This is a genomic window from Sphingomonas sp. CD22 (genome assembly GCF_034556155.1).
Taxonomy (GTDB): Bacteria; Pseudomonadota; Alphaproteobacteria; order Sphingomonadales; family Sphingomonadaceae; genus Sphingomonas.
In genome coordinates this window covers 73,408-97,860 of record NZ_JAYDYX010000004.1, presented here as the reverse complement: position 1 = coordinate 97,860, position 24,453 = coordinate 73,408, and the positions used below count along the sequence as shown (strand labels likewise).

Genomic DNA, 24,453 nt, shown 5'->3' with positions numbered 1-24,453 from the left:
GTGCGGATGCCGGCGCGCCAAGCCAAGCATAGAGCATACGTATTCAGAGGCGCTATCCCCACCCCTTCGCCTGATGTAGATTGCGGCGATGGCCGTGAAGAGCAGAGGACGGGGACCGGGCGGAGCGAGCGACAAGCCGACCTCCTTCGACATCGCCGCGCGCGCCGGCGTGTCGCAGCCGACCGTCAGCCGCGCGCTGCGCGGCGACCGGACGGTGAGCGCGGCGACGCGGATGCGGATCGAGGCGATCGCCCGCCAGCTCAACTACAAGGTCGACAAGAACGCCTCGTCGTTGCGGCGCGGGCAGAGCATGACGCTGGCGCTGCTGTTCTTCGAGGACCCGCTCGACGACGGCAGCTTCATCAACCCCTTCTTCCTGTCGATGCTAGGATCGATCCTGCGCACCTGCGCCGCGCGCGGCTACGATCTGCTCAGTTCCTTCCAGCAACTCTCCGCCGACTGGCACACCGATTACGAGGACAGCCGCAAGGCGGACGGGATCATCCTGCTCGGCTATGGCGATTACGAACTGTACAAGGCGCGGCTGGAGGCGCTGGTCGCGCAGGGCACGCATTTCGTGCGCTGGGGCTCGGTCGACAGCCATACGACGGATGCGACGATCGGTTGCGACAATATCGCCGGCGGGCGGATGGCAGGCGAGCATCTGATCGCGCGCGGCCGGCGGCGGATCGGCTTCATCGGCGATGCCGACGACCATTATCCGGAGTTTCGCGACCGCTACCGCGGCCTGTCGGCGGCGCTGCGTGCGGCGGGCCTGCCGGTCGATCCGGGCCTCCACGTTGACGCGCTGTCGGTCGAGCATTCGGGCTATGAGGCGACGCGGCGGTTGCTGGCGCGCGACGTGCCGTTCGATGCGCTGTTCGCCGCGTCCGACATCATCGCGCTCGGCGTGGTGCGCGCGCTCGCCGAGGCGGGGCGGCGGGTGCCGGAGGATGTCGCGATCATCGGCTTCGACGACATCCCCGTCGCGGCGACGACGCAGCCGCCGCTCACCACGATCGCGCAGGACTATCGCAAGGCGGGCGAGGTGCTGGTCGACACGCTGCTGCGCCGCATCGCCGACGAGCCGACCGATACCGCGCTGTTGCAGCCGCGGCTGATCGTGCGCGGGTCGACGTAACCGGCCTGCCTCCACGGGTATTGATCGCCATTCGCCGCTCACGGCAAGCCGAAAAGAAGAGAGTGCGTTCGCGCAGAGGCGCGGAGGACGCAGAGGTGTTGCGCTCGCCGCCTCGGTGGCCCGTCCTATCCACCGATCGCGATGACCGGATTGCGTGCGCACTTCGAGGGTCTTCTCCGCGCTCTCCGCGCCTCTGCGCGCACCGATCCTTCTCGCCCGTTCACCGCACCTTGCAATGCCGGTCGATGAACGCCGCATGCGTCGGCATCGCGGCCGCCTCGCGGCGGTAGAGCAGCTCCAACGTTTCCATATATTCGCCAAGGTCGCCGGGCTCGATCTGGTCGGCGAGCGGGTGGTGCGCCCGCGCCTCCACCCCCTGCCCCGCAAGCACCTGCAGCCAGCCGTCTTCGGTGAACAAATCCTCCTGTTCGCGGACGATCGTGCCCGCCTCCTGCCAGAGCGCGATCTTGGCGCGGAGGGTGTCGGGCAGCGCCATGTCGCGACAGGCCCGCCAGAAGGGTTCGTCGCGGCCGTTCGCCCAATAATGGAGGATCAGGAAGTCGCGGATGCGTTCGATCTCGGTTCCGGTCTCGCGGTTATATGCGTCGCGGAGCGCGGCGGCGATCGGCAGCGCGGGGAGCAGCTTGATCAGCCGCGCGATGGCGGACTGGATGAGATGGATGCTGGTCGATTCCAGCGGTTCGAGGAAGCCGCTCGCCAGCCCCATCGCGACGACATTGTGGCTCCACGCGCGCTTGCGGCGGCCGGTGACGAAGCGGAGCTGGCGCGGATCGCCCTGCGCCTCGCCCTCGATATCGGCGAGCAAGGTGTCGGCGGCGGCATCGTCGCTGGTGAAGGCGCTGCAATAGACGTGGCCGTTACCGGTGCGATGCTGGAGCGGGATGCGCCATTGCCAGCCCGCGGCGCGCGCGATCGCGCGGGTATAGGGCGGCGGCGGGCCGACATTGGCGCTTGGCACGGCGATCGCGCGGTCGCAGGGCAGCCAGCGGCTCCATTCCTCATAGCCGGTGGCGAGCGCACCCTCGATCAGCAGACCGCCGAAGCCGGTACAGTCGAGGAACAGGTCGCCCGCGATCCGCTCGCCGGAATCGAGCAGCAGCGCGGCGACGTCGCCGCTCTCGCCGTCGCGCTCGACATGGGCGATCCGGCCTTCGGTGCGCTCGACGCCGCGGTTGACCGCGAAGCGGCGGAGATAGGCGGCATAGAGGCCCGCATCGAAGTGGAAGGCATAAGGCAGCGCCGGGATGGTCGGCGCGGTGAGCGGGCCGCCGCGGTGCATGCGACCGGCGCGCGCGGCGATGTCGTTCAGGCAATAGGCGTCGAGCGGCCTGGCCAGCCCCAGCCGGCGCGCGCGCAGCCAATAATGCTGGAAGGCGATCAGCCCGACGTCGCGGCCGACGTCGCCGAACGCGTGCATGTAGCTGTGGCCGGGCTCGCGCCAGCCGTCGAAGGCGATGCCGAGCTTGAAGGTGCCGCCGGTGGCGCGGAGGAAGGCATCCTCGTCGAGGCCGAGCGCCTGGTTGAACAGGCGGATCTGCGGGATCGTCGCCTCGCCGACCCCGACGGTGCCGATCGCGTCGGATTCGATCAGGCGGATGCGATAGCCGCTCTCGAGGAAGCCGCCCAGCGCTGCCGCCGCCATCCAGCCGGCGGTGCCGCCGCCGGCGATCACGATCGTGGTGACGGATGCTGTCATGCCCTTGGCCTATCGACAAAAAGGGCTGCCGTCACAGGACGACAGCCCAGGTTCGGGGGAGGAAAGGAGATCGGCGTCAGAATTTGTAGGTGATGCCGATATAATAATCGCGGCCGTAGCGCTGATAGTCGATCACCTGCCGCGGATCGTCGTTCTGATAGGTGATGAACGGACGGTCGGTCAGGTTCTTGGCCTGCGCGAGGATCGAGAAGCCCTGGAGGAAGCCCTCCTGGAATTCATAGCCGATCTGCGCATCGAGGATGCCTTCCGACTTGGCGGTGCGATAGGTCGGCGACGCCGAGAGGCCGGCGACCTCGGCGAGGAAATCCGAGCGGTAGCGATAGTTGGCGCGCGCCTGGAAGCCCCATTTCTCGAAATAGATCGTGCCGCTGCCGGTCCATTTCGACAGGCCGGGCAAGGTGATCGCCTGCGTCGGGTTGCTGGCGAACTTGATCGTCGACTGGGTGTAGTTGCCGCTCGCGAAGATGCCGAAGCCGTCGAGCGCGCTGGTGATCGCCTTGAACGGCAGCGAGATCGTCGCCTCGACGCCCAGCACCTCGCCGCGACCGGTGTTCGCCGGCGCGCTGACGTTGCCGATCGTCTGCGCGGCGGCGACGACCTGCGCCTGCTGTGCCGCGGTCAGCGCCGGCAGCAATGCGGAGAAGTCGTAGGCATAGCTGTTGTTGGGATCGACGAAGTCGGTGAGGTGCTTGAAATAGCCCGACAGCGCGACATAGCCGCCGGCGTCGAAATATTTCTCGAACGACATGTCGATGTTGGTCGACTGATACGGCCGCAGCGCGACGTTGCCGCCGGTCGAGCTGAACACCGGGAACAGGCCCGCGGGGGTCCGGCCGATGTTGGTCAGGTTGATCGCCACGTCCTGCGTCACCCGCTCCTGGTCGAGCCGCGGGCGCACCATCGTCTGCGAGGCGCCGAGCTTGACATAGCCGTTGTCGATCAGCTCGACCGACAGCGTCGCCGACGGCAGCACGTTGGTATAATTCACCTTCTGGTCGGCCGGTGCGACGGTGACGTTGCCCGTGACGACGCTGGCGATCTGGCCCACCGAACGCTGTTCGGAGTGGACCACCTGCACGCCGAGTGCGCCCTTCACCGTCTTGCCGCCGAGCTCGCCGTCGATGGTGAGCTTGGCATAGCCGGTGAAGACGTCCTCGATCACGCGATTGTCGCGGACGAGCGAAGACGGCCGATTGTCATAAGCCGCGTTCAGCGCGTTGTTGTAGACGTAGAGCGGGTCGTAGGTCAGCATCGCGGGGACGCCGAGATAGTCGAGCGGGATGTTGGTCCCGAGCAACGCCTCGCTCGGCACCGCGGCGCTGGTCGGCGTGCCGCTGGCGACGGTGCAGCCGGTCCCCGCCCCCTTCGGACACAGGAAATAGGAGGTGTAGGCGCTGGTCTTCTCGCGCCGGCTGTAATTGCCGCCGACCTCCCAGCCGCGCACCAGGCTGCCGTCGAATTCGCCGTTGAGGCTGGCGCGCAGCGACTTGAGATCGTCCTTGAACTTGGGCTGGTTGAGGAAGCCCGACTGGACCACCGCCTGCGTGCCGTTGTTGCCCCAGCCCTGCGGATCGGTGAGGCGCAGGACGTTCGTGTTGGTGTAATCGAGCGTCGGTACGATCCGGTAGGTGCCGTTGGCGTTCTGCGTCACGCTCACCGTGTCGGCGACGCCGCTCTTGGCGAAGCCGGTGCCGGTGTTGGTTTCGAGCAGGAAGTCGGTACGCGTCGCGCGGCTCCAGCTCGCATCGACGTTGAAGTGGAGGCGCTCGCCAAGCTTGATGTCGTTGTTCCAGCCGAGCGACAGGTTCTTGGCCTTGCGCTGGTTATAGTCGTTGCGCTGCACCGCGAAGACGTTGGTGAACGTCGTCGTCGTCGCGAAGCCGTTGTCGACGGTGATGCCGCTGCGCGTCGGATCGGAGAAGCCGAGCGGGAATTCGATACCGCGCAGCCGCTGCGTTTCGGTGAAATCGGAATAGAGCGCGTCGAAGGTCGAGTGGAACACCTCCGACGGCTGCCATTCCACCGTGCCGACCGCGCCGTAGCGTTTCAGCTCGTTCGACTGGACATAGGGTTTGGCACCGCCGAGGATGAAGGGATCGGCGGCGGTGCCGGTACCGGGATAGCCCCAGGCGTTGTAGCGCTCGTCCTGCGACGGCGTCTGCGTGCCCGACACGCCGATCGCGATGCCGAGCGTGTCGTTGGCGAATTTGTCGATATAGGTCGCCGAGGCGCGATAGCCGTAGCGCGACGAATCCGGATTGAGATTGTCGATGCCGTTCATCTGGCCGCGCGCGTTGATCGCGAAAACGCGGTCGCGCTGGTCGAGCGGGCGGAGCATGCGCAGATCGACGGTGCCCGAGATGCCCGCCGCGATCAGCGACGCGTCGGCGGACTTGTAGACGTTGACGTTGCGGAAGAATTCCGACGGATATTGATCGTATTCGACGCCGCGGTTGTCGCCGACGGTCACCTGCTCGCGGCCGTTGAGCAGCGTGGTCGAGAAATCGGGGCCGAGGCCGCGGATCGACAGGCGCTGGTCGCGGCCCTCGAGCCGCTGCGCGGTGACGCCGGGCAGACGCGCGAGCGAATCGGCGATCGACACGTCGGGCAGCTTGCCGACATCCTCGGCCGAGACGCTGTCGACGATCAGCGTCGAATCGCGCTTGATCTTGGCGGAATTGGCGAGGCTGGCGCGGATGCCGGTGACGACGATCTCGCCGCTGTCGGTGGCGTTCTCGGCGGTCTGCGCCTGCGCCGCATCCTGATTGGGGGTCGGCTCGGCGGCCGGGGCCGGCGCCTGCGCGGTCGCCGCGGCGGAGGGATTGGCGTTCGGTGCCTGCGGATCGGGCGCTTCCTGCGCGAAGGCGGCACCGCCGGTGACCAGCAGCACGCTGGCGATCGTCACGGTGCTCGAACGCAGCGCGATACGGGCGCGACGCGTGAATACGGAATCGGTCTGGGACACGAAGAAATCCTCCCCCTGGTGGCGTCATGCCCCCACCCGCTCCATCGCGGATGATCAGCTGACTGGCTGCCCGGCTTGTGAACGCGGGGGGATTAGGAGCCAAGTCGGCCACATACGTATTCACGGCAGTCGCCGGCGGGCGACGCCGCCGTCGTGCTTTTCGTGCAACGTTCGTCGCTTAGTCGGTCGCGTCGAGGAAGGTGTTGACGGTCAGCCGCCCGGACGCCGGATCGGGGTCGAGCGCGAGGTCCGTGGGCAGGTCGGCGCAGTGCAACGTGTTCGAGCGGTAGAGGATCGCGCGATTGAACCGCCCTTCGTGCACCGCGAGCCGCTCGAACAGCGGCGTGTCGCCGGCGATATAACCCGCCCCGGGCAGGCCGTGGCGGAGGAGGTCGGCGTCGAGCGCGGCGCGATACGGCGCGAGCCGCGTCGCATCGATCGATTCGAACCCGGTGGTGCGGTGGCGGTAGAAAGCGGTGCCGCTACGCTCGTCGGGCGAGAGATAGTGCAGCAGCGCCAGACGCCGCGGCGACAGTTCGTCGAAATGCGGCAGGCGCTGGATCGGGGTCAGCGCCGCCGGCGGCGTGGTGACGATCGAATAAAAGGCATCGGCGATCGCCAGCCCACCGACCCCGAACACCGCCCGCGCGACGGGATCGAGCCGGACGAGCAGATCGTGCAGCATCCGCGGCGCGACGGGCGCGCGGATACCGGGATAATGCGCCCCGATCGGCGCGAACGACAGGAAGGCGGCATCGTCGCGGAAGCGCGCGGCATCGGCAAAGCCGTCGATGACCACGACCGGCTGCGCCTCGGCGCCGTGGCGGGTGATGGCGATCGTCCACTCCATCGCCGGGGATGTCGGACATCGCGGTGGAGAATGCAATCGGCGCAGATGGATAGCGGTCGTATCACCGAGCCTCGACCGGCGGCTCGCGGAGCAGATTGGCGGCCATGAACGCGACGAAGGCAGCGACCTTCGGCGAGGGACGGCGGCTGGCGGGCCACCACCCTGTCAGACCCCGCGGATCTGGTAAAATCTGGTTGCAGGCTAGACCATGGCGTTCACCGGCGGGAGCGGCGACGGCGCCTGCCCCCACCCGTCAGGAGCGCAGGCCCTCGACCAGCGTCAGGTCGATATCGGGGATCATCCCCTCCAGCACCGCCCAATAGCCCGACACCGCATCCTGCCCGGCGGTCTGATAGGCCTGCGACATCTTGATCCGCACCGCCTCGAACAGCTCGTTCTCCATCCGCGCGCCCTCTTCGGTCAGGCGCAGCAGGCGCTGGCGGCGGTCGCGTTCGCCCGGTCGGGTCTCGACCAACTTGCGGTCGGTTAGTTCGTTGAGTACGCGACCCAAGGACTGTTTGGTGATCGCGAGCAATCCCAGCAACTCGCTGACCGTCAGGTCGGGTTTGCGCGCGATGAAATACAGTGCACGATGATGCGCGCGGCCCAATCCCTGTGCTGCGAGCCCCTGATCGACGGAGCGGGTGAGATGGCTATGGCCAAAATACAGCAATTCCATGCCGCGACGCAATTCGGGCTCGCGGAGAAACTGGGCGGAAGCGGAGGGAGCTGTGGCAGCCATGTTGACCAGTTTAGCCCCCGCTCGTACGCCACCGCAACCCCTGATGCCTGAGAGAAATCGATGACCCGTGTTTCGCCGGCCGCCACGCCGACCTTCCGTTTCGATCGCAGCGCCACCCCGGTCGAGGCCAACGAGCGCGCCGCGCGGCTGGTCGACCCGGGTTTCGGCCGCGTCTTCACCGATCATATGGCGGTGATCCGCTACAACGAGGCCGAGGGCTGGCACGACGCCGCGATCACCGCGCGCGCGCCGATCACGATCGATCCGTCGACCGCGGTGCTGCATTATGCGCAGGAGATTTTCGAGGGGCTCAAGGCCTATCGGCTCGACGACGGCGGCACCGCATTGTTCCGCCCCGACGCCAACGCGCGCCGCTTCAACAACAGCGCGCGCCGGCTGGCGATGCCCGAGCTGCCCGAAGAGCTGTTCCTCGCCTCGTGCCGCCAGCTCGTCGCCACCGAGCGCGACTGGTTCCCGCAGATCGACGGCGGCGCGCTCTACCTGCGTCCGTTCATGTTCGCGAGCGAGGCGTTCCTCGGCGTCAAGCCGTCGTCCGACTATCTCTACATGGTGATCGCTTCCTCGGTCGGCGCCTATTGGAAGGGCGGCGCGCGCGCCGTGTCGATCTGGGTCAGCCAGAACTATACCCGCGCCGCCCCCGGCGGCACCGGCGAGGCGAAATGCGGCGGCAATTACGCCGCCAGCCTGCTCGCCCAATCGGAGGCGATCCGCCAGGGCTGCGACCAGGTCGTCTTCCTCGATGCGGTCGAGCGGCGCTGGGTCGAGGAATTGGGCGGGATGAACGTCTTCTTCGTGTTCGACGACGGTTCGATGGTGACGCCGCCGCTAACCGGCACGATCCTGCCTGGCATCACCCGCGATTCGATCATCCGCATCGCGCGCGACCAGGGCATCGCGGTCCGCGAGGAATTGTACGGCATCGACCAATGGCGTGCCGACGCGGCAAGCGGCCGCCTGACCGAGGCGTTCGCATGCGGCACCGCGGCGGTGGTGACGCCGATCGGCGAGGTCGCAGGCGTCGACGGCCGCTTCACGATCGGCAGCGGCGGCACCGGGCAGCTGACCCAGCGCATGCTCGATGCGCTGTCGGCGATCCAGCGCGGCCGCGCCGCCGACCCGCACGGCTGGCTGCAACGGCTCGACTGACTTTTCGCGGGGCGGCCGTGAAAACTGGTGTCGGCGGGGCTTTCCAACCCCGCCGACCCGGCTATAAGGCCGCCTCCTCGTTGGGGCGTCGCCAAGTGGTAAGGCAGCGGCTTTTGGTGCCGCCATCCGCAGGTTCGAATCCTGCCGCCCCAGCCAGTTTATATCCAAGCGATTGATCGAACTGGCTGACCCCGGTCCGGCACCTCAGTTTGTACCGTCGACTGTGCCAATGGGGCGTGCGGGAGATCGTCGTCCTTGGCCTCGCTCCGGCATCTCTATCGCCGCGATCACCGGCGCGAGGGTAAGCGCCTTAGTCGTTCTGAATGTCTCGCGTCGCGTCATCGTGGATGAAGCCGCGGTCGTTTGCTTGGAAGAGCCCGCCGTCGAACTTGGCTCGATCTATCGTCTCGACCCGCCAGATCGGATGACCCGGCCCGCTTGCGATCAGCAGCGGCACGGCGTTCGCGCTATCCCAGCAGATCGACGTGGTGCGGTTCGCGTCCTTGAGATCGTACCAGCGGCAGGCCGCGGGTGTTTTCGGCATCGGCGACAGCGGGGCGCGTGCGACCAACCGATAGCTGCCCTTGGGGTGGCGAAGGCCGTGCGCCAGATCGAACCAGTCGGTGAAATTGCCGATCCGATACAGACTGGCGCGATCGACGCGCGTGCTGGTGTGCTTGCGCGGATCGATCACCTGCATGGTGAAATCGGCGGCGCGTGGATCGTGGTGGATCAGCGTCGTCACGACCCCGTCGGTCACCCGCTTGAGGCGGACCGCGCCGTCGCGCCAGATCTCCACGCGATGGATGCCGTCGCCGGTGCGGTACATCACCTTATAGTGAAGCCGGCGCGGTTCCTTGGTGGTCGCGAAGACGGTGGCGAAGTCGAGCGAGGGCGGCGCCGCGCACAGCGCCGGCGCCGCCACGGTGGAGGTGGCCAGCGCCACCCCCACACCGATGATCCGCTTACTGGCGCTGCGCACGGGCGAAGTCGAAGTAGCGGTACGTTTTGCCGTCGACGGTCAGGTCCTTGACCTGCAGCAGCACTGTATAGGTCCCGCGCGGGAACACCGGGTCCGGCGTGCCGCCGGTCGGATCGGTCGGCACTTCGAAGCGAAGCCCGGTCGCGCTGCTGGTGGGCGCCACCGACGCCGCCGCCACCGTGGGCGTTCCCTTGCTGGCCGGCGTGGCCAGTGCCTCGTTGATCACGCGCCCATCGGCCTGCGGCATCGACAGGCCGAGCAGATAGGCGACGGTCGGCGCGACGTCCACGTTCCCGGTCGGCGTGGTCAGCACCGCCGCCTTGCGGAACGACGGCCCCGCAGCGATCAGCGTGTTGTGCACGTCGGTGCTGCCGAAGCTGCCGTGCATGCCGCGCTGCCCGCCGACGCTCTCGAATTCGATGCCGGACTTGCCCTGTACGGTGGCCGTTTCGTCGGAGGAGAAGCTCACCACCACGTCGGGCTGGCCGTTGCCCTTTCGCGCGGTGTTTTCGAGGTTGACCTGGCTCATCTGCAGCGTGCCGGGGATCTGGCCGTAGCGGCTATCGACGAAGATCGCGCCATATTCCTCGCGCTGCTGGAAAAAGCGGACCAGATTGGCGATCGTGGTCGCGTCATGGCTCGGCACGTAGAAGTAATCCGAGCCGCCATTGGCGGCGACGACGATGCCATTGGCCGGCAGACTGCCCGGGGCCGGCACGCGGAAGCTGGCGACCGGGCTGGCCAGCGTCGACGAGATCGCCTGATAGTTGGTGTTGGCGGCGCCGCACAGCGTGCCGGTGGTGTCGCGGCGCAGCGGTATGGTCGGCGTGCCGTTGGCCTTCAGCCCGTACATCGCGCTGGTCGAGCAGCCGGCGCCGTCATAGGCCTTGAAGCCGCGATAGGTGAGCAGGTCGGCGGAGCGGACGTCGCCTGAGAAGCTGAAGCCGTTGGCGCTCACCGCGCCGAGCGTGGCGGCACTGGTTCCACTGGTCGAACCGTTGACGGGCGCGCCATTGGGTGCGGTCGCGGACGGCGTGATCGCGCGCAGCGGGTAGAGCGAGAGCGGACCCGACACGGTCGAATGGGCATGATCGGAGACGACGACGATGTTGGTCGAACCATCGATGCCCTGCGCGCGGAGCGCGGCCATCAGTTCGCCGAGGCGGGCATCCTGCGACCGCAGGCCGGCGCGGACGTTGGATGTGCCCGGCCCGTAGCCGTGCTCGACGTTGTCGGGGGTGCGGAACCAGATGAGCGAGAGCATCGGGTTCTTCTTGGGCAGGATGTAGTTGGTGAAGGTCGCCATCATATATTTGTTGGCGGCGTCCTCGGGCGCTCCCTGCGTGGTGTCGGAGGAATCGCGTGCCGCCACGGTCAGCGCACCGGCGGGATCATAAGCGGTCGTGTTGAAGGTGACGTAACCGGCGCGCGCCGTCGGGCTGCCGTTGTTGGCCGAGAGCGTCACCGCGTCCGTGCCGGCATAGCCGTTCACCGTGTTGGCAGGCAGCGGGATGCCGGCGGTTTGCAGCTCCGTCGCCAGGGTGCGCGGCTGAACCGTATTCTCGTCGAGGAACAGGCCGCCCTTCCCGAGATCCTGGATATAGGCCGCACCGCTCTTGCCGATGGTCGCCGTGGTCATGCCGGCAGCCTGCGCGGTCGCGAACAGGCTCTTCACCAGCAGCAACTGGCCCCCGTAATAAGTGTTGAGCGTGTTCAGCACCTGATAGTCTTCGGTGAACACGGGATCGACATAGTCTTGCGCCGTGCCGCCGGCGCCATTGCCGGCGGGGATGGTGTTCCCGCTGCCCTGCGGCGGCGTCCAGAAGGTGTTGCCGTAGAAGCCGGACGTCTTGGGGAAGGAGCCGGTGGCGAACGACGAGCCGTTCATCATCGTGAACGTCGGATAGGTCGAATGATTGTCGGGGAAACTGACGCCCGCCTGCTGAAGCGCGTACAGGTTCGGCGTGTCCGCCTGCGTGACGTCGTCCGGACGCAGGCCATCCCATACGAAGATGATCGTCCGGGTCGCTGCCTGCGCCGTCGGGGTCGGCGTCGCCGTCGGGCTGGGTGCGGGCGTGGGTGCGGCGCCATTGTCGTCGTTGCAGCCCGCGAGCAGAGCCGCGGACGCGCACAGGGCAAACATCGTATGACGTATCTTCATCGGCCGGGGCTCCACCCTGTCGTCGGCGGCTCGCCAGCAACATTTCGTAACAGCAACTAGGCGCGGTGCGTGACGCATCTGTGACTAAGCCGTTAAGGATATGTTGCGTCGGACGATCTGGTGCACACCGATCGAAGGGATTGGTGAACGCGGGTCGCGATTGCCGTCGTGACCGTCACCGGATTGTCACCGATCCGGCCTAGCCAACCATCTGAAAACTGCAGCGGATCGACCCAAGCCGCGCGGATGAGGGGCAGATCATGATGAACACCGCGCGCACTCGGACCCGCTTGCTCACCGCTTCGGCGATGGGTCTGGCATCGGCAAGCCTGCTCCCCGCCGCGCCGGCGTGGGCGCGATGCGTCACCACGGCCGCCAACACCGCGGTATGCGACGCAACCACGCCCAATCCGGACACCGCGCAGCAGAATGCGGGGACCATCACCGTCGATCCCGGCGCGGCGATCGCCAGTGCGAGCAACCCGGCGGTGACCGAGACGGGGACGGTGATCGCCATCACCAATTCGGGCACGATCAGCTCCACCGCCGCCGGCGGCCGTGCGATCAACGTGTCCGGGGCGAACAATGCGCGCACGATCACCTTGGTGAACAATGCCGGGGCGACGATCACCAGCCAGGACGATGCGTTCCGCGTCAACATCAACCCGACCGGCGGCAGTATCCGCGTCGACAATTTCGGCACGATCCAGACCACCGCCGGTGGGCAGGCGCTCGACTTCGACTCGGCCGGATCGGGTGCCGCGTCGATCGTCATCAACAATTATGCCGGCGCGTCGCTGCGATCGTTCGGACAGGACGGCATTCGTCCCGGGCAAGGCGCCGTCGTCACCAATGCCGGCACCATCTATGCCGACGGGGCGGCCAACAACAATTACGACGGGATCGACTTTCAGGCGAACGGCGGCACCGTCAACAACCAGGCGGGCGGGCTGATCTCGGGCCTGCGCCACGGCATCACCAGCGATGCCGGGGTGACGGTGACGAACGGCGGCACGATCCAGGGCCGCAACGGCTCCGGCGTCGGCTCGGATGGCACCGGCACGGTGACCAACACCGGCACGATCACCGGCGCATGGGATGGCGTCGCCACCAACGGCGACGGCGATGGCGTCGACATCGATCTGGTCGCGACCATCGTCAACTCGGGCACGATCCAGGGCCTCAGCGCCCGGGGCGTCGATTCGGGCGGGCGGCCGAACTCGGCGGAGGGGATCGCGATCGGCGGCGGCTCCGTCACCAACAGCGGCACCGTGTTCGGCGCCGGCAACGCCATTCTCGTCAACCTCGATACCAATCCGGGTGGCGCGGCGGTTGCCGCGACGACGATCACGAACAGCGGCCTCATCCGCGGCGGTACGGGTTATGCCGTTCAGCTGGTCGGCGGGTTCGACGACGGCATCACCAACAGCGGCACGATCACCGGCGGAACGCTCGGCGCGATCGACATGGGCGGCGGCAACGACACGCTGGTCAATACCGGATCGATCACCGGCGCGGTGAACATGGGCGACGGGAACGACACGCTCACCAACGCGGGCACGATCACCGGCAACGTCAGCCTCGGCGCCGGCGACGATACGCTCACCCTGCTGCCCGGATCGGTCATCGCGGGCACGCTCGACGGCGGCGCCGGGACCGACGTCGTGACGCTAGGCGGCACCGGCGCGGGCAATTTCGCCGGCGGGTTCAATCTCGAGCGGCTCGATGTCGCCGGTGGCACGTGGACGCTGGGCGGCAACGCCACGGTCCCTGCCCTCACCACGGTCGCCCCGACGGCGACGCTGGTCGGCACCACCGCCAATCTGACCGGTGCCCTCGTCGATCGCGGCACGGTGCGGATCGAACAGAGTTTCGATGGCACCTTCACCGCCAATCTCACCAGCACCGGTGCGCTGATCAAGGCCGGCACGGGCAGCGTGACGATCGGCGCGCTGCCCGGATTCTCCGGCGCGACCAATCTCCTGGCCGGCCAGCTCGTCATATTGGGCAGCGTCGGCTCGCCCGTGACGGTGAGCGGCGGCACGCTGGCCGGCACCGGATCGGTGGGCAGCGTATCGCTCCTCTCGGGTGCCACGATCTCGCCGGGCGTCAACGGCGTCGGCACGCTGACGATCGCAGGCAATCTCGTCCAGGCGGCGGGCTCCAGCTACGCTGCCACGATCAACGGTGCGACCAGCGATCTGCTGCGCGTCGGCGGTTCCGCGACGATCGGAACCGGCGCCCAGCTCGTCGTCACCGGCAGCACCGGCACGGCCCCGATCGGCACGCGCTACACGCTGATCACCGCCGCGGGTGGCATCACCGGCAGCTACACGCTGGTCCAGCCCACCGCGGGCGCGACGGAACTGCGCGCCGGGCAGAACGCCGGCGCGTATTACGTCGATCTGGTACGCAGCGCCTCCGGCCTGTCCTCCTTCGCCGTCACCGGCAACCAGACGGCGGTCGTCGGCGCCTTCAGCCGCCTCGGGGCAGCCAATGCGGCCTATGCGGCCCTTACCGCCACCGCCGCCGATGCCGCCGTGGCGCCGGCGCTCGATCTGCTGTCGGGCGAGATCCACGCATCGCTGCGGACCGCCGCCGTCCGCGATGTCGAACTGGTCCAGCAAGCGGTGCTGAGCCGCGCCCGCGAGCATACCACCGGCATCGGCATCTGGGGACAATTCGTCGCCAATTCGGGCCAGGACGATGGCGCCCGCGCGCTCGGCATCGCCAAGCAGCAACGCGACACGCTCGGCGGTGCAGGAGGCATCGACGCGGCCGTGGGCGGCGCGGAGACGATCGGTCATATCGGCATCGCCGGCGGCTATACCCACGACGACGTCGACCTCGACGCGCGGGCGAGCAGCGCGCGGCTGGAGGGCAAGCACGTGCTCGCTTATGCCGGCGGCGCATTCCGGGGTGCGCTGGTCAGCGCCGCATTGGGCTATACGTGGCTCGACAGCAAGACCCGCCGCGCGGTGAGCTTCGACGGGTTCGGCGATACGCTGCGCGCCGACTATCATTCGCACATCGTGCATGCGGTGGCCGAGCTCGGATATGCGATCCCGCTGGGTGGCGGCACCTTCGAGCCGTTCGTTAGCGGCGCCGCCTATCGCATATCCAGCGAAGCCTTCGACGAGCGCGGCGGGGCGGCAGCACTGCACGGCGAGGCGACGCATCAGAGCTTCGTCACCAGCTATGTCGGCGCACGCGTGGCGACGCCGATCGTCGACGGTTTGATGGTGAGGGGTAGCGGCGCCTGGCGGCACGGTTTTGACGATCATCGTTATGGAATCGCGACCTTGTCCTTCGCGAACGCGGCGTTGCCGTTCAACGTCACCGGCGCGCCCTTGTCGCGCGATGCGGCGACGGCCAGCCTCGAAATGGTCTGGGCTCCGTCCGATCGCATCCGGGTCGCGGGCGGTTATGAAGGCGTGATCGGCAACCAGACGGTCGATAACGGAGCCAAGGTCAGTATGTCCTTTGGCTTCTGACCAGCGTTAGGCAGCAAACGGCGCTCCCGGCCGCGGTGCTTTGCAAGCGCGCGGGTCGGGTCCATGGTCCCGCGTTATGAAAACGCTTCTCGACCCGGATCGCGCTCTTGCCGACGCTCTCGATCGGATCCGCACCGAATTTCAGATTGTCGCCGATTTTCCGCCACTCGTGAACGCCGCGGCGGACGCTGCGGTTCGCCGTCCTCCGACGCAGCATGTCGATCGAACACGGATGCGTTTCGTGACGCTCGACCCGGCCACCTCCAAGGACCTCGATCAGGCGTTTGCGATCGAGCAGGCGGGATCGGACCTGCTGCTGCATTATGCGATCGCTGATGCTGCCTGGTTCGTGGAGGATGGCGATGCGCTCGATATCGAAGCGTGGAAACGGGGAGAGACGCTGTATCTCCCCGACGGCAAGGCGAGCCTCTATCCGCCGATCCTGAGCGAGGGGGCTGTCAGTCTCCTGCCGAACGCGGACCGCCCGGCCGTCGTCTTCGCCGTGCGCGTCGCCCCGGACGGCGCAGCGCGGCTCGACGGCGTCGAGCGCGCGATCGTTCGATCATCCGCCAAACTCGCCTATGATACGGTGCAGCCCGCGGATCTCCCGATCGAATTCGCTGAAATTGCCCGCCGTCTTCAGGCCGCCGAGCTGGCACGCGGCGCCGCCCGGATCGATCCGCCCGAACAGGAAGTAAGCCGTCAAGCCGGCGGTCGGCTACAGCTCGGCTTTCGCCCCCGCCTCCGGTCGGAAGAGCAGAACGCGGCGCTGTCCCTGGCGACGAACCTCGCCGTCGCCGAGGCGTTGCAGGCCCACCATACGGGGCTCTTCCGGGTGATGGCGGGACCCGACGATGCCGCAGTGAACCGGCTGCGTCACATCGCACAGGCGCTGGAGCTGGCCTGGCCGATCGACGTATCGCTCGATACATTCTCGCGCACGCGCGACCCGAACGATCCGACCGACGCAGCCTTCATGCTCGCCATCCGCCGTGCGGGAAACGGAGCCTCCTATGCGCCGTTCAGAGCGGGCGAGATACCTTGGCATGCAGCGGTCGCCGCGACCTACGCCCAGGCGACCGCGCCGCTGCGCAGGCTTGCCGACCGCTACGTCATAGGCGCCGCACTCGCGGTCGCGAACGGCGAGCCTGTACCGGAACCGGTAAGCGCCGCATTCGAGGCGCTGCCCAAGGTGATGGGCAAGGCCGACGCTCGTGCGGGGCAGATCGAACGCGCCGTCATCGACGTCGCAGAGGCGGTCCTGCTGTCGGAGCGTGTCGGCGAGGTCTTCGCAGCGACGATCATCGACACGGATGATCGCGGCGCGCGTATCCAGCTCAACACCGTGCCCGTTGTGGCCAGGCTGGCGGGTGCAGGCCGCAAGCCGGGTGAGACCATCGATGTGGAATTGAGCGAGGTCGATGTCGACCGACGAACGATGCGCTTCGTCGCTGCATAGGGATGGAGCATCGAATGATCGCGGCTTTCCAAACTTGGACCGCGAAGGTCCGGCAATAGCGCTTTTCGATCGGACCAGCTTACGTTTCGCCGCTCGGGCCGGCTTTCATAAGCGAGACATCATCATGTCACGTACGGCGGTTCACAGTGTCGGCTCATGATCTTGCTCCCCTTCTTGATCGGCCTCTCTCCGGCAGTCGGACAAACCCGCGCTGAGAATAAAGCGGCCGCGATCGCCCTTCACCAAAGGATGGACGCCGATCACGATTCTTATGTCACGTTCGCCGAGATCCGTGCGGCTGCGGGTGCCATGGTGCTACCAAAGGGGTCGCCCCCTGCACCGCCTGCGGACGATCGGTTTGCCCGCTCCCAATTCGACCTGGCAGATACCGATCACGACCGGCGCATCTCTCTCGAAGAAGCCATTGCAGGCGCGGATCGCGCGTTCACAGAAGCCGACATAGATCATGATGGCGCTCTCAGCGCTGAAGAGCGCGGCGCATATGCCGCACGGGCTGTAGCGGCATTGCAGGCCGACATGGCGGGGTGGAAGCCTCTACCGTGCAAACCCGGCGCAGCCTGCGCCACGGCTGGACTCTCGACGAAACCGTAGAAATATCGCCTTTCTCGCCGGATGATCGGCGTTCAGCTAGGCGCATCCGGTCGAACGGCTGAGGCAGCTGGCCCGACGGAATGTTAAGGCAAACGAACATCACCATCCGCCTTGTCATAAAAAGGCAGCTAAATGTTTCCAAACATGTCTGATGTTTATCGTTCGACCGCCTTTCGCGCTCGCGGTGCTGATCGCCGCCACCACGTCCGCGGCGGTCGGAGCGCAGTCGCTGCCTGCGTCCCCCGCTTCCTCGGTCGAGAAGCCCGGGAAGGAGGAAACCGCCCCCAAGAAGGATGAGACCGGCCTGCTCGTCACCGCGTCGAGCCGGCTGCGCTACGAAACCGTCGATGGCAGGCCCCGGCCGGGCTACGCCACCAGCGAGGACGTCGTCCTGCTGCGAACGGGCATCGCCGCCGAATATGGGCCGGGGCCGTTCGCGATCGGCGCCGAACTCATCGACAGCCGCGGGTACGACATCGGCAAGACGAGCCAGATCGGCCGCGACGAGGTCAATGCGCTCGAAGTGCCACAAGCCTATGTCAAGCTGCGGCTCGACGATACGCCCGGCCTCGGCGGCCGGCTGGCGGTGCAGGCGGGGCGGTTCCTGCTCAACCTTGGCTCGGGCCGGCTCGTCGCTACCGACGAATATCGCAACACGGTGAACGGCTTCACCGGCATCCAGGTGGAGCTCGATCCCGATCGCAACCATGCGGTCACGCTGTTCTACGTCCTGCCGCAGGAGCGCCTTCCCGACGCGGCGGAGGCGATCCGGCGGAATGCGGTGAGGATCGACCGCGAGACGTTCGATGACGTGCTGTTCGGCGGTCTCCTCCGGCGAAAGGCGGTGCTCGGCGCGGCGCAGCTCGAACTCGGCTTTTACCGGCTCGTCGAACGCGATTCGCCGGGGCGCACGACCGCCGATCGCCACCTCAACACCTTCGATGCGCGCCTTGCCCGCGAATCCGTAGCGCGGGTCGTCGATTACGATCTCGAGGGCGTCTTCCAGGCCGGCCGCGCCAGCGATTCGACGATGGCGACCGCGACCAACGCGCGCGTCGCCGCAGGCTTCGCGCACGCGGCGATCGGCTATACCTTTCCGCATCGCTTCAAACCGCGGGTCAGCCTGTTCTACGATTATGCCAGCGGCGACCGGCCGGGCGGCAGGCTGACGCGGTTCGATACGCTGTTCGGCAGCCGGCGCGACGACCTCGGCCCGTCAGGGACCTATGCGGGCGTGGCGCGCGAAAATCTCAGCGCGCCCGGGGTGCGGTTCGAGGCGAAGCCGGGCAAGCGCGTCGAACTGCTCGCCGATTATCGCGGCCTCTGGCTCGCGTCGCGGTACGACCGTTTCTACAATGTCGTCGATCGCACCGGCAGATCGGGCAGCTTTGCCGGGCAGCAGCTCTCGGGCCGCCTCCGCCTGTGGCTGATCCCCGATCACCTGCGGCTGGAGAGCAATGCGGCGCTCCTCTTCAAGGGTCGCTTCCTCAGGGAGGCGCCGCAGGCGCTGGCGCGCGACCACGATCTCACCCGCTTGATCGAGACGAACGTCCAGGTGACGTTCTGACCATCGGAGCCATTTGCGCTGCCATGCGTAGCGGCAGCACGGGAAGCAGGAGCATCCTAAGATGACAGCAGCATCGGCGATCGACACGACGAAAGCGGATGCCACCGCGCCGGACGAACCGAGGATCCGCCTCGATCACAACGTGCATCCGGCCGCGACGATCGGCTTCCTCGCCGTGCTGCTGGCGGGACTGGCCTATGCCGGAACCAGCATCGTGCTCGACACGCAGCGCGTCGGCGAACCCCTGGCGATCGGCGCGTTCCTGTTCCTCGGGCTGGCGCTGGTGATCGCGCTGGGCTTCGAATTCGTCAACGGCTTCCACGATACCGCCAATGCGGTCGCCACGGTGATCTATACGCATTCGCTCAAACCGGTGTTCGCGGTCGTCTGGTCGGGGACCTGGAATTTCATCGGCGTCCTCGTGTCGACCGGCGCCGTCGCCTACAGCATCATCACGCTGCTGCCCGTGGACCTGATCCTCAACGTCGGCAGCGCCGGCGGATATGCGATGATCTTCGCGCTGCTGATCGCCGCGGTGGTCTGGAACCTCGGCACGTGGCTGCTCGGCTTGCCCAATTCGTCGAGCCACGCGCTGATCGGTTCGGTGCTGGGCGTCGGCGTCGCCAACCAATGGCTGGCGAGCGGTGCGGGCCCGACCGCGGGCGTCGAATGGGGCCAGGCGGAAAGCGTGCTGCTCGCGCTATTGGTCAGCCCGGTGATCGGCTTCGTCGGCGCGATGCTTCTGCTCTGGGCGATGAAGCGCGTCCTGCCCGATCGCCGGCTCTATGAGGAACCCAAAAGCGACCAGCCGCCGCCGATCCACATCCGTGCCCTGCTCGTCTTCACCTGCACCGCCGTCAGCTTCGCGCACGGCAGCAACGACGGGCAAAAGGGAATGGGGCTGATCATGCTGATCCTCATCGGCGTCGCCCCCACTGCCTACGCGCTCAACCGCACCATGCCGGACAGCTCGACGCCGGCGTTCGTCCAGACGGCGTCGGTGGCGCAAGGCGTCTTCCGCGCCAAAGCGGCAGGCGAGACGATCGCTCCGCGTCGGGCGCATGCGGTCCTGCAACAGGCGCTGCGCACCCGCCGGACCGACGCGCCCCAGGTATACGCCGCGCTCGACACCGTATCGGGCGAGATCGTCAACGATCTGAAAAGCTATGGCTCGCTCCGCAAGGTGCCCGCGGCACAGACGAAGAACGTGCGCAACGAGATGTACCTCGTCTACGACACCGTACGGCTGATGACCGAGAAAGAGGACGCGGCGGCGGCACGGTTCCCCGACGGCGGCGCCAAGGCGCTGACCGCCTATCAGCATTTGCTGGAGAAGGGGACGCGCTACATTCCGACCTGGGTCAAGATCGCCGTCGCATTGTCGCTCGGGCTCGGCACGATGATCGGCTGGAAGCGCATCGTGGTCACCGTCGGTGAAAAGATCGGCAAAGCGCATTTGACCTACGGCATGGGCGCTGCGGCCGAACTGATCGCGGCAAGCACGATCCTCCTCGCGCAGTTCAAGGGCATGCCCGTATCCACCACGCACATCCTGTCGAGCGGCGTCGCCGGCACGATGGTCGCCGATGGCGCCGGACTGCAACGCAGCACGATACGCAACATCGCGCTGGCGTGGATCATGACCCTGCCGGCGGCGATGGTTTTGTCGGCGGGCCTCTACGCTTTGCTCCTCACGCTCGTCCGGCTGATGGGATTGACGTAAATCTCGGCCGACAAATGGTCATTCGCCTCCCCGGTTTCCCGCTTGGGCGACAATGGTTCGGGCTATGCGCGTGACCATATGCGATTTTATGATCCACACCCCTCGGTTATGATCCTGATGGCCGGTTCGCTCGTTGGACCATGATGCCGTTCATGTTCCCGAAGCTCTGCCTGGTTCCCCTGCTCATCATCCTGCCCCCCGGAGCGGCGTATGCGGAGACCGGAGGAGCCGGCATTGCCGCCGAACCAGCCACCGCCGCTGCGATCGACAAGACCATAGTTGCCGATCCGCAGCTACGGTCGCTCTACACGCAATCGAAATGGCGGGCGTTGTGGTCGTCGCACGCCGCGCAGGCATTGACCAAGGCGCTGGCCGATCGCGGTCGGCACGGCCTCGATCATCTGGCGTTCACGGTCGCCGACGCGGGCGATCCGGTCTCCGCCGACGCGGACGTGGCGCTGTCGCGGGCAGCGCTCGACTATGCGCAGGCGCTCGCCGTCGGCCGCGTCGATCCCGCATCGCTGCACGAAGTCTATACGCTGCCCCGCCCGAAAATCGATCTCGTTGCGGGTCTTAGGAGTGCGCTCGCGGCGGGTAATCTGGGTGAATGGCTGGAGTCGCTGGCTCCGCAAGACGCGGACTATCGTGCGCTGTCGGACGCGTATGTACGCTTCGACCGCGCGGCGGAGACCGGCAGGCCGGTCGAGCCCCTGTCGGGCGGGCTCATCCGGGTCGGCGATCGCGACGCGCGCGTTCCCGCCATCGCCGGCCAGCTCGCCGAAAGCGGTTATCTCGTCGCGACGGAACCTGCGGCATCCTTCGATACGGCCGCGCCGGCACTGCCCGCCGCGCCCGCCAGTCCCGCGCTTTATACGCAGGCGATGGCGGACGCGCTGAAGGGCCTGCAGACCGATTATGGCATCGCCGCCGATGGCGTCGTCGGCCCGGCGACGCGCAAGGTGCTCAACCTCGGCCCCGGCGATCGGGCGCGAAGCCTTGCCGTGGCGCTCGAACGTCGCCGCTGGCTGGCGCGCACGCCGCCGGCGACGCGGATCGACGTCAACACCGCCGCCGCGCAACTCTCTTATTATCGCGACGGCACGCTCACGGATACGCGCAAGGTCGTGGTCGGCGAGCCGGGCCATGAGACGCCCGCGCTTGCCTCGCCGATCTTCCGGCTCGTCGCCAACCCGACCTGGACCGTGCCGAAATCGATCCAGAACGGCGAGATGGCGAACGTCGGCAGCGACTATCTGCAAGCGCACAACATGATCCTGCGCGACGGCTGGATCGTGCAGCAGCCCGGACCCGACAATGCGCTCGGCCTCGTCAAGTTCGACATGGCGAACGACCAGGCGATCTATCTGCACGATACCTCGGCACCGGCGCTGTTCGAGCGCAGCCAGCGCCACCTCAGCCATGGGTGTGTCCGCGTCGCGGACGCGCTGGGCTTCGCACAGATGCTCGCAGACGACGAAGGCGTGTCCGAGGCGTGGCAAACCGCGCAGGCGAGCGGCGAAACGACGTTCGTGCCGCTGCCCAAGCGCATCCCGGTGCGATTGCTCTATCACAACGTCTATGTCGGCGACGATGGAGCGGTCGCGTTTCGCACCGATCCCTATGGCTGGAATGACCCGATCGCCGAGCAACTGGGCTTTGCCAAGGGATCGGCGCGGCGTGCGGAAGCCCGGGCGATCGACGTTGGGCCCTAGCCGCGACGGTCGCCGTCGCATCCTGACGGCGATCCCGATCCTGTCCGCAACCGTGCGCAGCGCGGTCCGCGACGATTTCGGCATCGCCGCCAGCTCGATCGCCTTCGCCGCCTTCCTCGCGCTCATCCCGTTGATCGGGCTCGTCGCGGGAGCCTATGGCATGTTCGTGCCGCCCGCAGTGGTCGCGGACAATCTCGGCAAGCTCGTCGCGATCCTGCCGCGCGACGCGCAGCGCCTCGTCGCTGCCAATCTCGACACCACATTGCTGAGCGATCGCGGCGGGATCCCGACCTTGATCCTGTCGGTCGGCATCACGCTGTTCAGCGCGCGGCGGGCCGGCCGCTCGCTGTTGCACGGGATAAACCTCGCCTATCGGATCGAACGCGAACGACGCGGCCTGCGACGGCAGCTCGTCTCGACATGCCTCGTATTAGGCTGCGCCGCGCTGGTGCTGACCGCCCTCATCTCACTGTCGATACTCGCCTTCCTGCAAAGCTACGTCCCGGACGGCCTGCCCGGCGCCCGCCTCGCCTCCGCGGTCATCCTGTTCGGTTCGCTGACGCTGGGCGCGGGCGGCGGGCTGATCGTCATCTATCGCTATGCACCCGCTTCCGAGGCGATACCCTGGCGTTGCGCGCTGCCCGGCACGATCGCCGGGGTGATCCTGTGGCTGGCCGCAACGATGGCGTTCCGCGCCTATGTCGCGCGGTTCGCGCGGTTCGACGACACCTACGGCTCGCTGTCCGCGGTGGTGGTGCTGATGCTCTGGCTGATGGTGTCGGCATGGAGCCTGTTGCTTGGCGCCCGCCTGAACGCCGAGGCGATGCGCCATACCGGCGACCGGATAAAGGAGCGCATTGCATGAGACAATATTCATGGATCCTCCGCCGGATCATCAGGCAGATCTGGTTCCGCGCGGCGATCATCAGCCTGTTGAGCGTGGCCCTGGCGATCGTCGCCGGCGTCATCACGCCGTACCTGCCCTATACCTTCACCGCGGACATCGGGCAGCGCTCGGTCGGCACGATCCTCCAGATCATGGCCTCCAGCATGTTGGCGGTCACGACCTTTTCGCTCACCGCGATGGTCAGCGCCTATTCGTCCGCGACGCAGCTCGCCACCCCCCGCGCCACGCAATTGATGGTCAGCGATCCGACGTCGCAGAATGCACTGTCGACGTTCCTCGGCGCGTTCGTCTTCTCGATGGTGGGAATCGTCGGGCTGAATACCAGCGCCTACGGGCATGACGGGCGCATCATCCTGTTCGCCGCGACCGTGGTCATCATCCTGTTGGTCGTCGGCACGCTGCTGCGCTGGATCGGCCACATCACCGCGTTCGGTCGCATGGCCGATGTGATCGACCGGGTCGAGGACGCGGCGACGAAAGCGATGACGGCGTTCGTCGAGCACCCGCATTTGGGAGGGCATCCTGCGATCCGCATACCCGACGACGCCGTGGCGCTGACCGCCCCGCAGACCGGCTACATCACCCATATCGACGTGGCCGCGCTCGGTGCGCTTGGCCGGCGCCATGATCTGACGATCCACGTTTCGGTTCTGCCCGGAGCGATGATGCATCCCGCCCGCACGCTTCTTCATGTCGAGGGCGACGCAGCCGGCGACGTCCACGCCGCGTTGATCGATGCCTTCACGATCGAGCGGCATCGCAGCTTCGATCAGGACCCGCGACTGGGCCTGATCGCTTTGTCGGAAATCGCCAGCCGTGCGCTGGCACCGGCGACGAACGACCCCGGCACCGGCATCGAGGTATTGAATGCACTGCTGCGCGTCTTCCTGACGCTCCGTCACGACGCCGCGGCCGCCCCGCACGACGAGAAGACCTATCCGGTCCATATCGCGCGACCGACGATGTCGGACATGCTGGCCGATGCCTTCGGCCCCATCCTGCGCGAGGGAGGCGAGGAGGTAGAGGTGTCGCTGCGCCTGACCAACACGCTGGCGGCGATGCATGCCAACATGCCAGCGGCTCGGGAAGACATCGAACGCTGGGCAACGCGCCATGCGAACCGGGTCAGATCGGCAATGGCGGATCCGGACGACGTGGCTACGTTCGAGCAACGATTCGAAAGCCTATGGCACGCCCGCCGATCGGGCGATGGTTGACATCAAATACCGGCGC

The 24,453-nt window shown here is 67.1% G+C and carries 16 protein-coding genes and 1 tRNA gene; 11 read left to right on the top strand and 6 right to left on the bottom strand.

The window, feature by feature from the left end:
• Positions 1-88: 88 nt before the first annotated feature.
• Complete coding sequence (locus SFC76_RS09170; RefSeq protein WP_322849175.1) at positions 89-1,141, top strand: LacI family DNA-binding transcriptional regulator; 1,053 nt, start codon at positions 89-91, stop codon at positions 1,139-1,141.
• A 220-nt stretch (positions 1,142-1,361) separates the two neighbouring features.
• On the opposite strand, the gene SFC76_RS09165 is transcribed toward SFC76_RS09170, so the two are convergent.
• From SFC76_RS09165 to SFC76_RS09150, 4 genes are all read right to left on the bottom strand, one after another.
• Complete coding sequence (locus SFC76_RS09165; protein ID WP_322849174.1) at positions 1,362-2,858, bottom strand: tryptophan halogenase family protein; 1,497 nt, start codon at positions 2,856-2,858, stop codon at positions 1,362-1,364.
• Between the two features lie 76 nt (positions 2,859-2,934).
• Complete coding sequence (locus SFC76_RS09160; protein ID WP_322849173.1) at positions 2,935-5,844, bottom strand: TonB-dependent receptor; 2,910 nt, start codon at positions 5,842-5,844, stop codon at positions 2,935-2,937.
• Positions 5,845-6,022: 178 nt separating this feature from the next.
• Positions 6,023-6,694 carry a DUF6445 family protein gene (locus SFC76_RS09155; protein ID WP_322849172.1) on the bottom strand — a complete coding sequence of 224 codons (672 nt, stop codon included), beginning with the start codon at positions 6,692-6,694 and terminating at the stop codon, positions 6,023-6,025.
• A 253-nt stretch (positions 6,695-6,947) separates the two neighbouring features.
• Positions 6,948-7,436 carry a helix-turn-helix domain-containing protein gene (locus SFC76_RS09150; RefSeq protein WP_322849171.1) on the bottom strand — a complete coding sequence of 163 codons (489 nt, stop codon included), beginning with the start codon at positions 7,434-7,436 and terminating at the stop codon, positions 6,948-6,950.
• Positions 7,437-7,496: 60 nt separating this feature from the next.
• Here SFC76_RS09150 and SFC76_RS09145 point away from each other — a divergent pair, with 60 nt between their 5' ends.
• Together SFC76_RS09145 and SFC76_RS09140 are read left to right on the top strand one after the other, a co-directional pair.
• Complete coding sequence (locus tag SFC76_RS09145) at positions 7,497-8,603, top strand: branched-chain amino acid aminotransferase (RefSeq protein WP_322849170.1); 1,107 nt, start codon at positions 7,497-7,499, stop codon at positions 8,601-8,603.
• A gap of 81 nt (positions 8,604-8,684) precedes the next feature.
• Positions 8,685-8,759 (top strand) — tRNA-Gln (locus SFC76_RS09140).
• A gap of 154 nt (positions 8,760-8,913) precedes the next feature.
• On the opposite strand, the gene SFC76_RS09135 is transcribed toward SFC76_RS09140, so the two are convergent.
• Together SFC76_RS09135 and SFC76_RS09130 are read right to left on the bottom strand one after the other, a co-directional pair.
• Entirely contained in the window at positions 8,914-9,585 is a 672-nt protein-coding gene (locus tag SFC76_RS09135) for a hypothetical protein (protein WP_322849169.1), read from the bottom strand.
• The gene (locus SFC76_RS09130; protein WP_322849168.1) at positions 9,569-11,746 is read right to left on the bottom strand and encodes an alkaline phosphatase family protein; all 2,178 of its coding nucleotides are present in this window, start codon (positions 11,744-11,746) and stop codon (positions 9,569-9,571) included. The genes SFC76_RS09135 and SFC76_RS09130 overlap by 17 nt, the downstream gene beginning before the upstream one ends.
• 260 nt (positions 11,747-12,006) lie before the next feature.
• Here SFC76_RS09130 and SFC76_RS09125 point away from each other — a divergent pair, with 260 nt between their 5' ends.
• The 8 genes from SFC76_RS09125 to SFC76_RS09090 all read left to right on the top strand — a co-directional run bounded on the left by SFC76_RS09125 (position 12,007) and on the right by SFC76_RS09090 (position 24,437).
• Positions 12,007-15,240: an autotransporter outer membrane beta-barrel domain-containing protein gene (locus SFC76_RS09125; protein ID WP_322849167.1), complete on the top strand. Its 3,234-nt coding sequence runs from the start codon at positions 12,007-12,009 to the stop codon at positions 15,238-15,240.
• Positions 15,241-15,316: 76 nt separating this feature from the next.
• Positions 15,317-16,699 (top strand): RNB domain-containing ribonuclease, encoded by a 1,383-nt coding sequence (locus SFC76_RS09120; RefSeq protein WP_322849166.1) that lies wholly within the window; start codon positions 15,317-15,319, stop codon positions 16,697-16,699.
• 156 nt (positions 16,700-16,855) lie between these two features.
• Positions 16,856-17,311 carry an EF-hand domain-containing protein gene (locus SFC76_RS09115; protein WP_322849165.1) on the top strand — a complete coding sequence of 152 codons (456 nt, stop codon included), beginning with the start codon at positions 16,856-16,858 and terminating at the stop codon, positions 17,309-17,311.
• A 151-nt stretch (positions 17,312-17,462) separates the two neighbouring features.
• The gene (locus SFC76_RS09110) at positions 17,463-18,878 is read left to right on the top strand and encodes an alginate export family protein (protein WP_322849164.1); all 1,416 of its coding nucleotides are present in this window, start codon (positions 17,463-17,465) and stop codon (positions 18,876-18,878) included.
• A 61-nt stretch (positions 18,879-18,939) separates the two neighbouring features.
• Entirely contained in the window at positions 18,940-20,601 is a 1,662-nt protein-coding gene (locus tag SFC76_RS09105) for an inorganic phosphate transporter (RefSeq protein ID WP_322849163.1), read from the top strand.
• A gap of 152 nt (positions 20,602-20,753) precedes the next feature.
• Positions 20,754-22,313, top strand: coding sequence for a L,D-transpeptidase family protein (locus SFC76_RS09100; protein ID WP_322849162.1), 1,560 nt, complete (start codon positions 20,754-20,756; stop codon positions 22,311-22,313).
• A gap of 52 nt (positions 22,314-22,365) precedes the next feature.
• A complete protein-coding gene (locus SFC76_RS09095) occupies positions 22,366-23,178 on the top strand; it encodes a YihY/virulence factor BrkB family protein (RefSeq protein ID WP_322849161.1) in 813 nt (270 codons plus the stop codon).
• A complete protein-coding gene (locus SFC76_RS09090; protein WP_322849457.1) occupies positions 23,175-24,437 on the top strand; it encodes a DUF2254 domain-containing protein in 1,263 nt (420 codons plus the stop codon). The genes SFC76_RS09095 and SFC76_RS09090 overlap by 4 nt, the downstream gene beginning before the upstream one ends.
• The last annotated feature ends 16 nt before the right edge of the window (positions 24,438-24,453 follow it).

Coding starts and splice junctions, on each gene's coding strand:
- SFC76_RS09150 (WP_322849171.1), bottom strand. CDS start 7,436: ATGGCTGCCACAGCTCCCTCCGCTTCCGCCCAGTTTCTCCGCGAGCCC.
- SFC76_RS09105 (WP_322849163.1), top strand. CDS start 18,940: ATGACAGCAGCATCGGCGATCGACACGACGAAAGCGGATGCCACCGCG.
- SFC76_RS09170 (WP_322849175.1), top strand. CDS start 89: ATGGCCGTGAAGAGCAGAGGACGGGGACCGGGCGGAGCGAGCGACAAG.
- SFC76_RS09100 (WP_322849162.1), top strand. CDS start 20,754: ATGTTCCCGAAGCTCTGCCTGGTTCCCCTGCTCATCATCCTGCCCCCC.
- SFC76_RS09090 (WP_322849457.1), top strand. CDS start 23,175: ATGAGACAATATTCATGGATCCTCCGCCGGATCATCAGGCAGATCTGG.
- SFC76_RS09130 (WP_322849168.1), bottom strand. CDS start 11,746: ATGAAGATACGTCATACGATGTTTGCCCTGTGCGCGTCCGCGGCTCTG.
- SFC76_RS09155 (WP_322849172.1), bottom strand. CDS start 6,694: ATGGAGTGGACGATCGCCATCACCCGCCACGGCGCCGAGGCGCAGCCG.
- SFC76_RS09145 (WP_322849170.1), top strand. CDS start 7,497: ATGACCCGTGTTTCGCCGGCCGCCACGCCGACCTTCCGTTTCGATCGC.
- SFC76_RS09115 (WP_322849165.1), top strand. CDS start 16,856: ATGATCTTGCTCCCCTTCTTGATCGGCCTCTCTCCGGCAGTCGGACAA.
- SFC76_RS09125 (WP_322849167.1), top strand. CDS start 12,007: ATGATGAACACCGCGCGCACTCGGACCCGCTTGCTCACCGCTTCGGCG.
- SFC76_RS09120 (WP_322849166.1), top strand. CDS start 15,317: ATGAAAACGCTTCTCGACCCGGATCGCGCTCTTGCCGACGCTCTCGAT.
- SFC76_RS09165 (WP_322849174.1), bottom strand. CDS start 2,858: ATGACAGCATCCGTCACCACGATCGTGATCGCCGGCGGCGGCACCGCC.
- SFC76_RS09110 (WP_322849164.1), top strand. CDS start 17,463: ATGTTTATCGTTCGACCGCCTTTCGCGCTCGCGGTGCTGATCGCCGCC.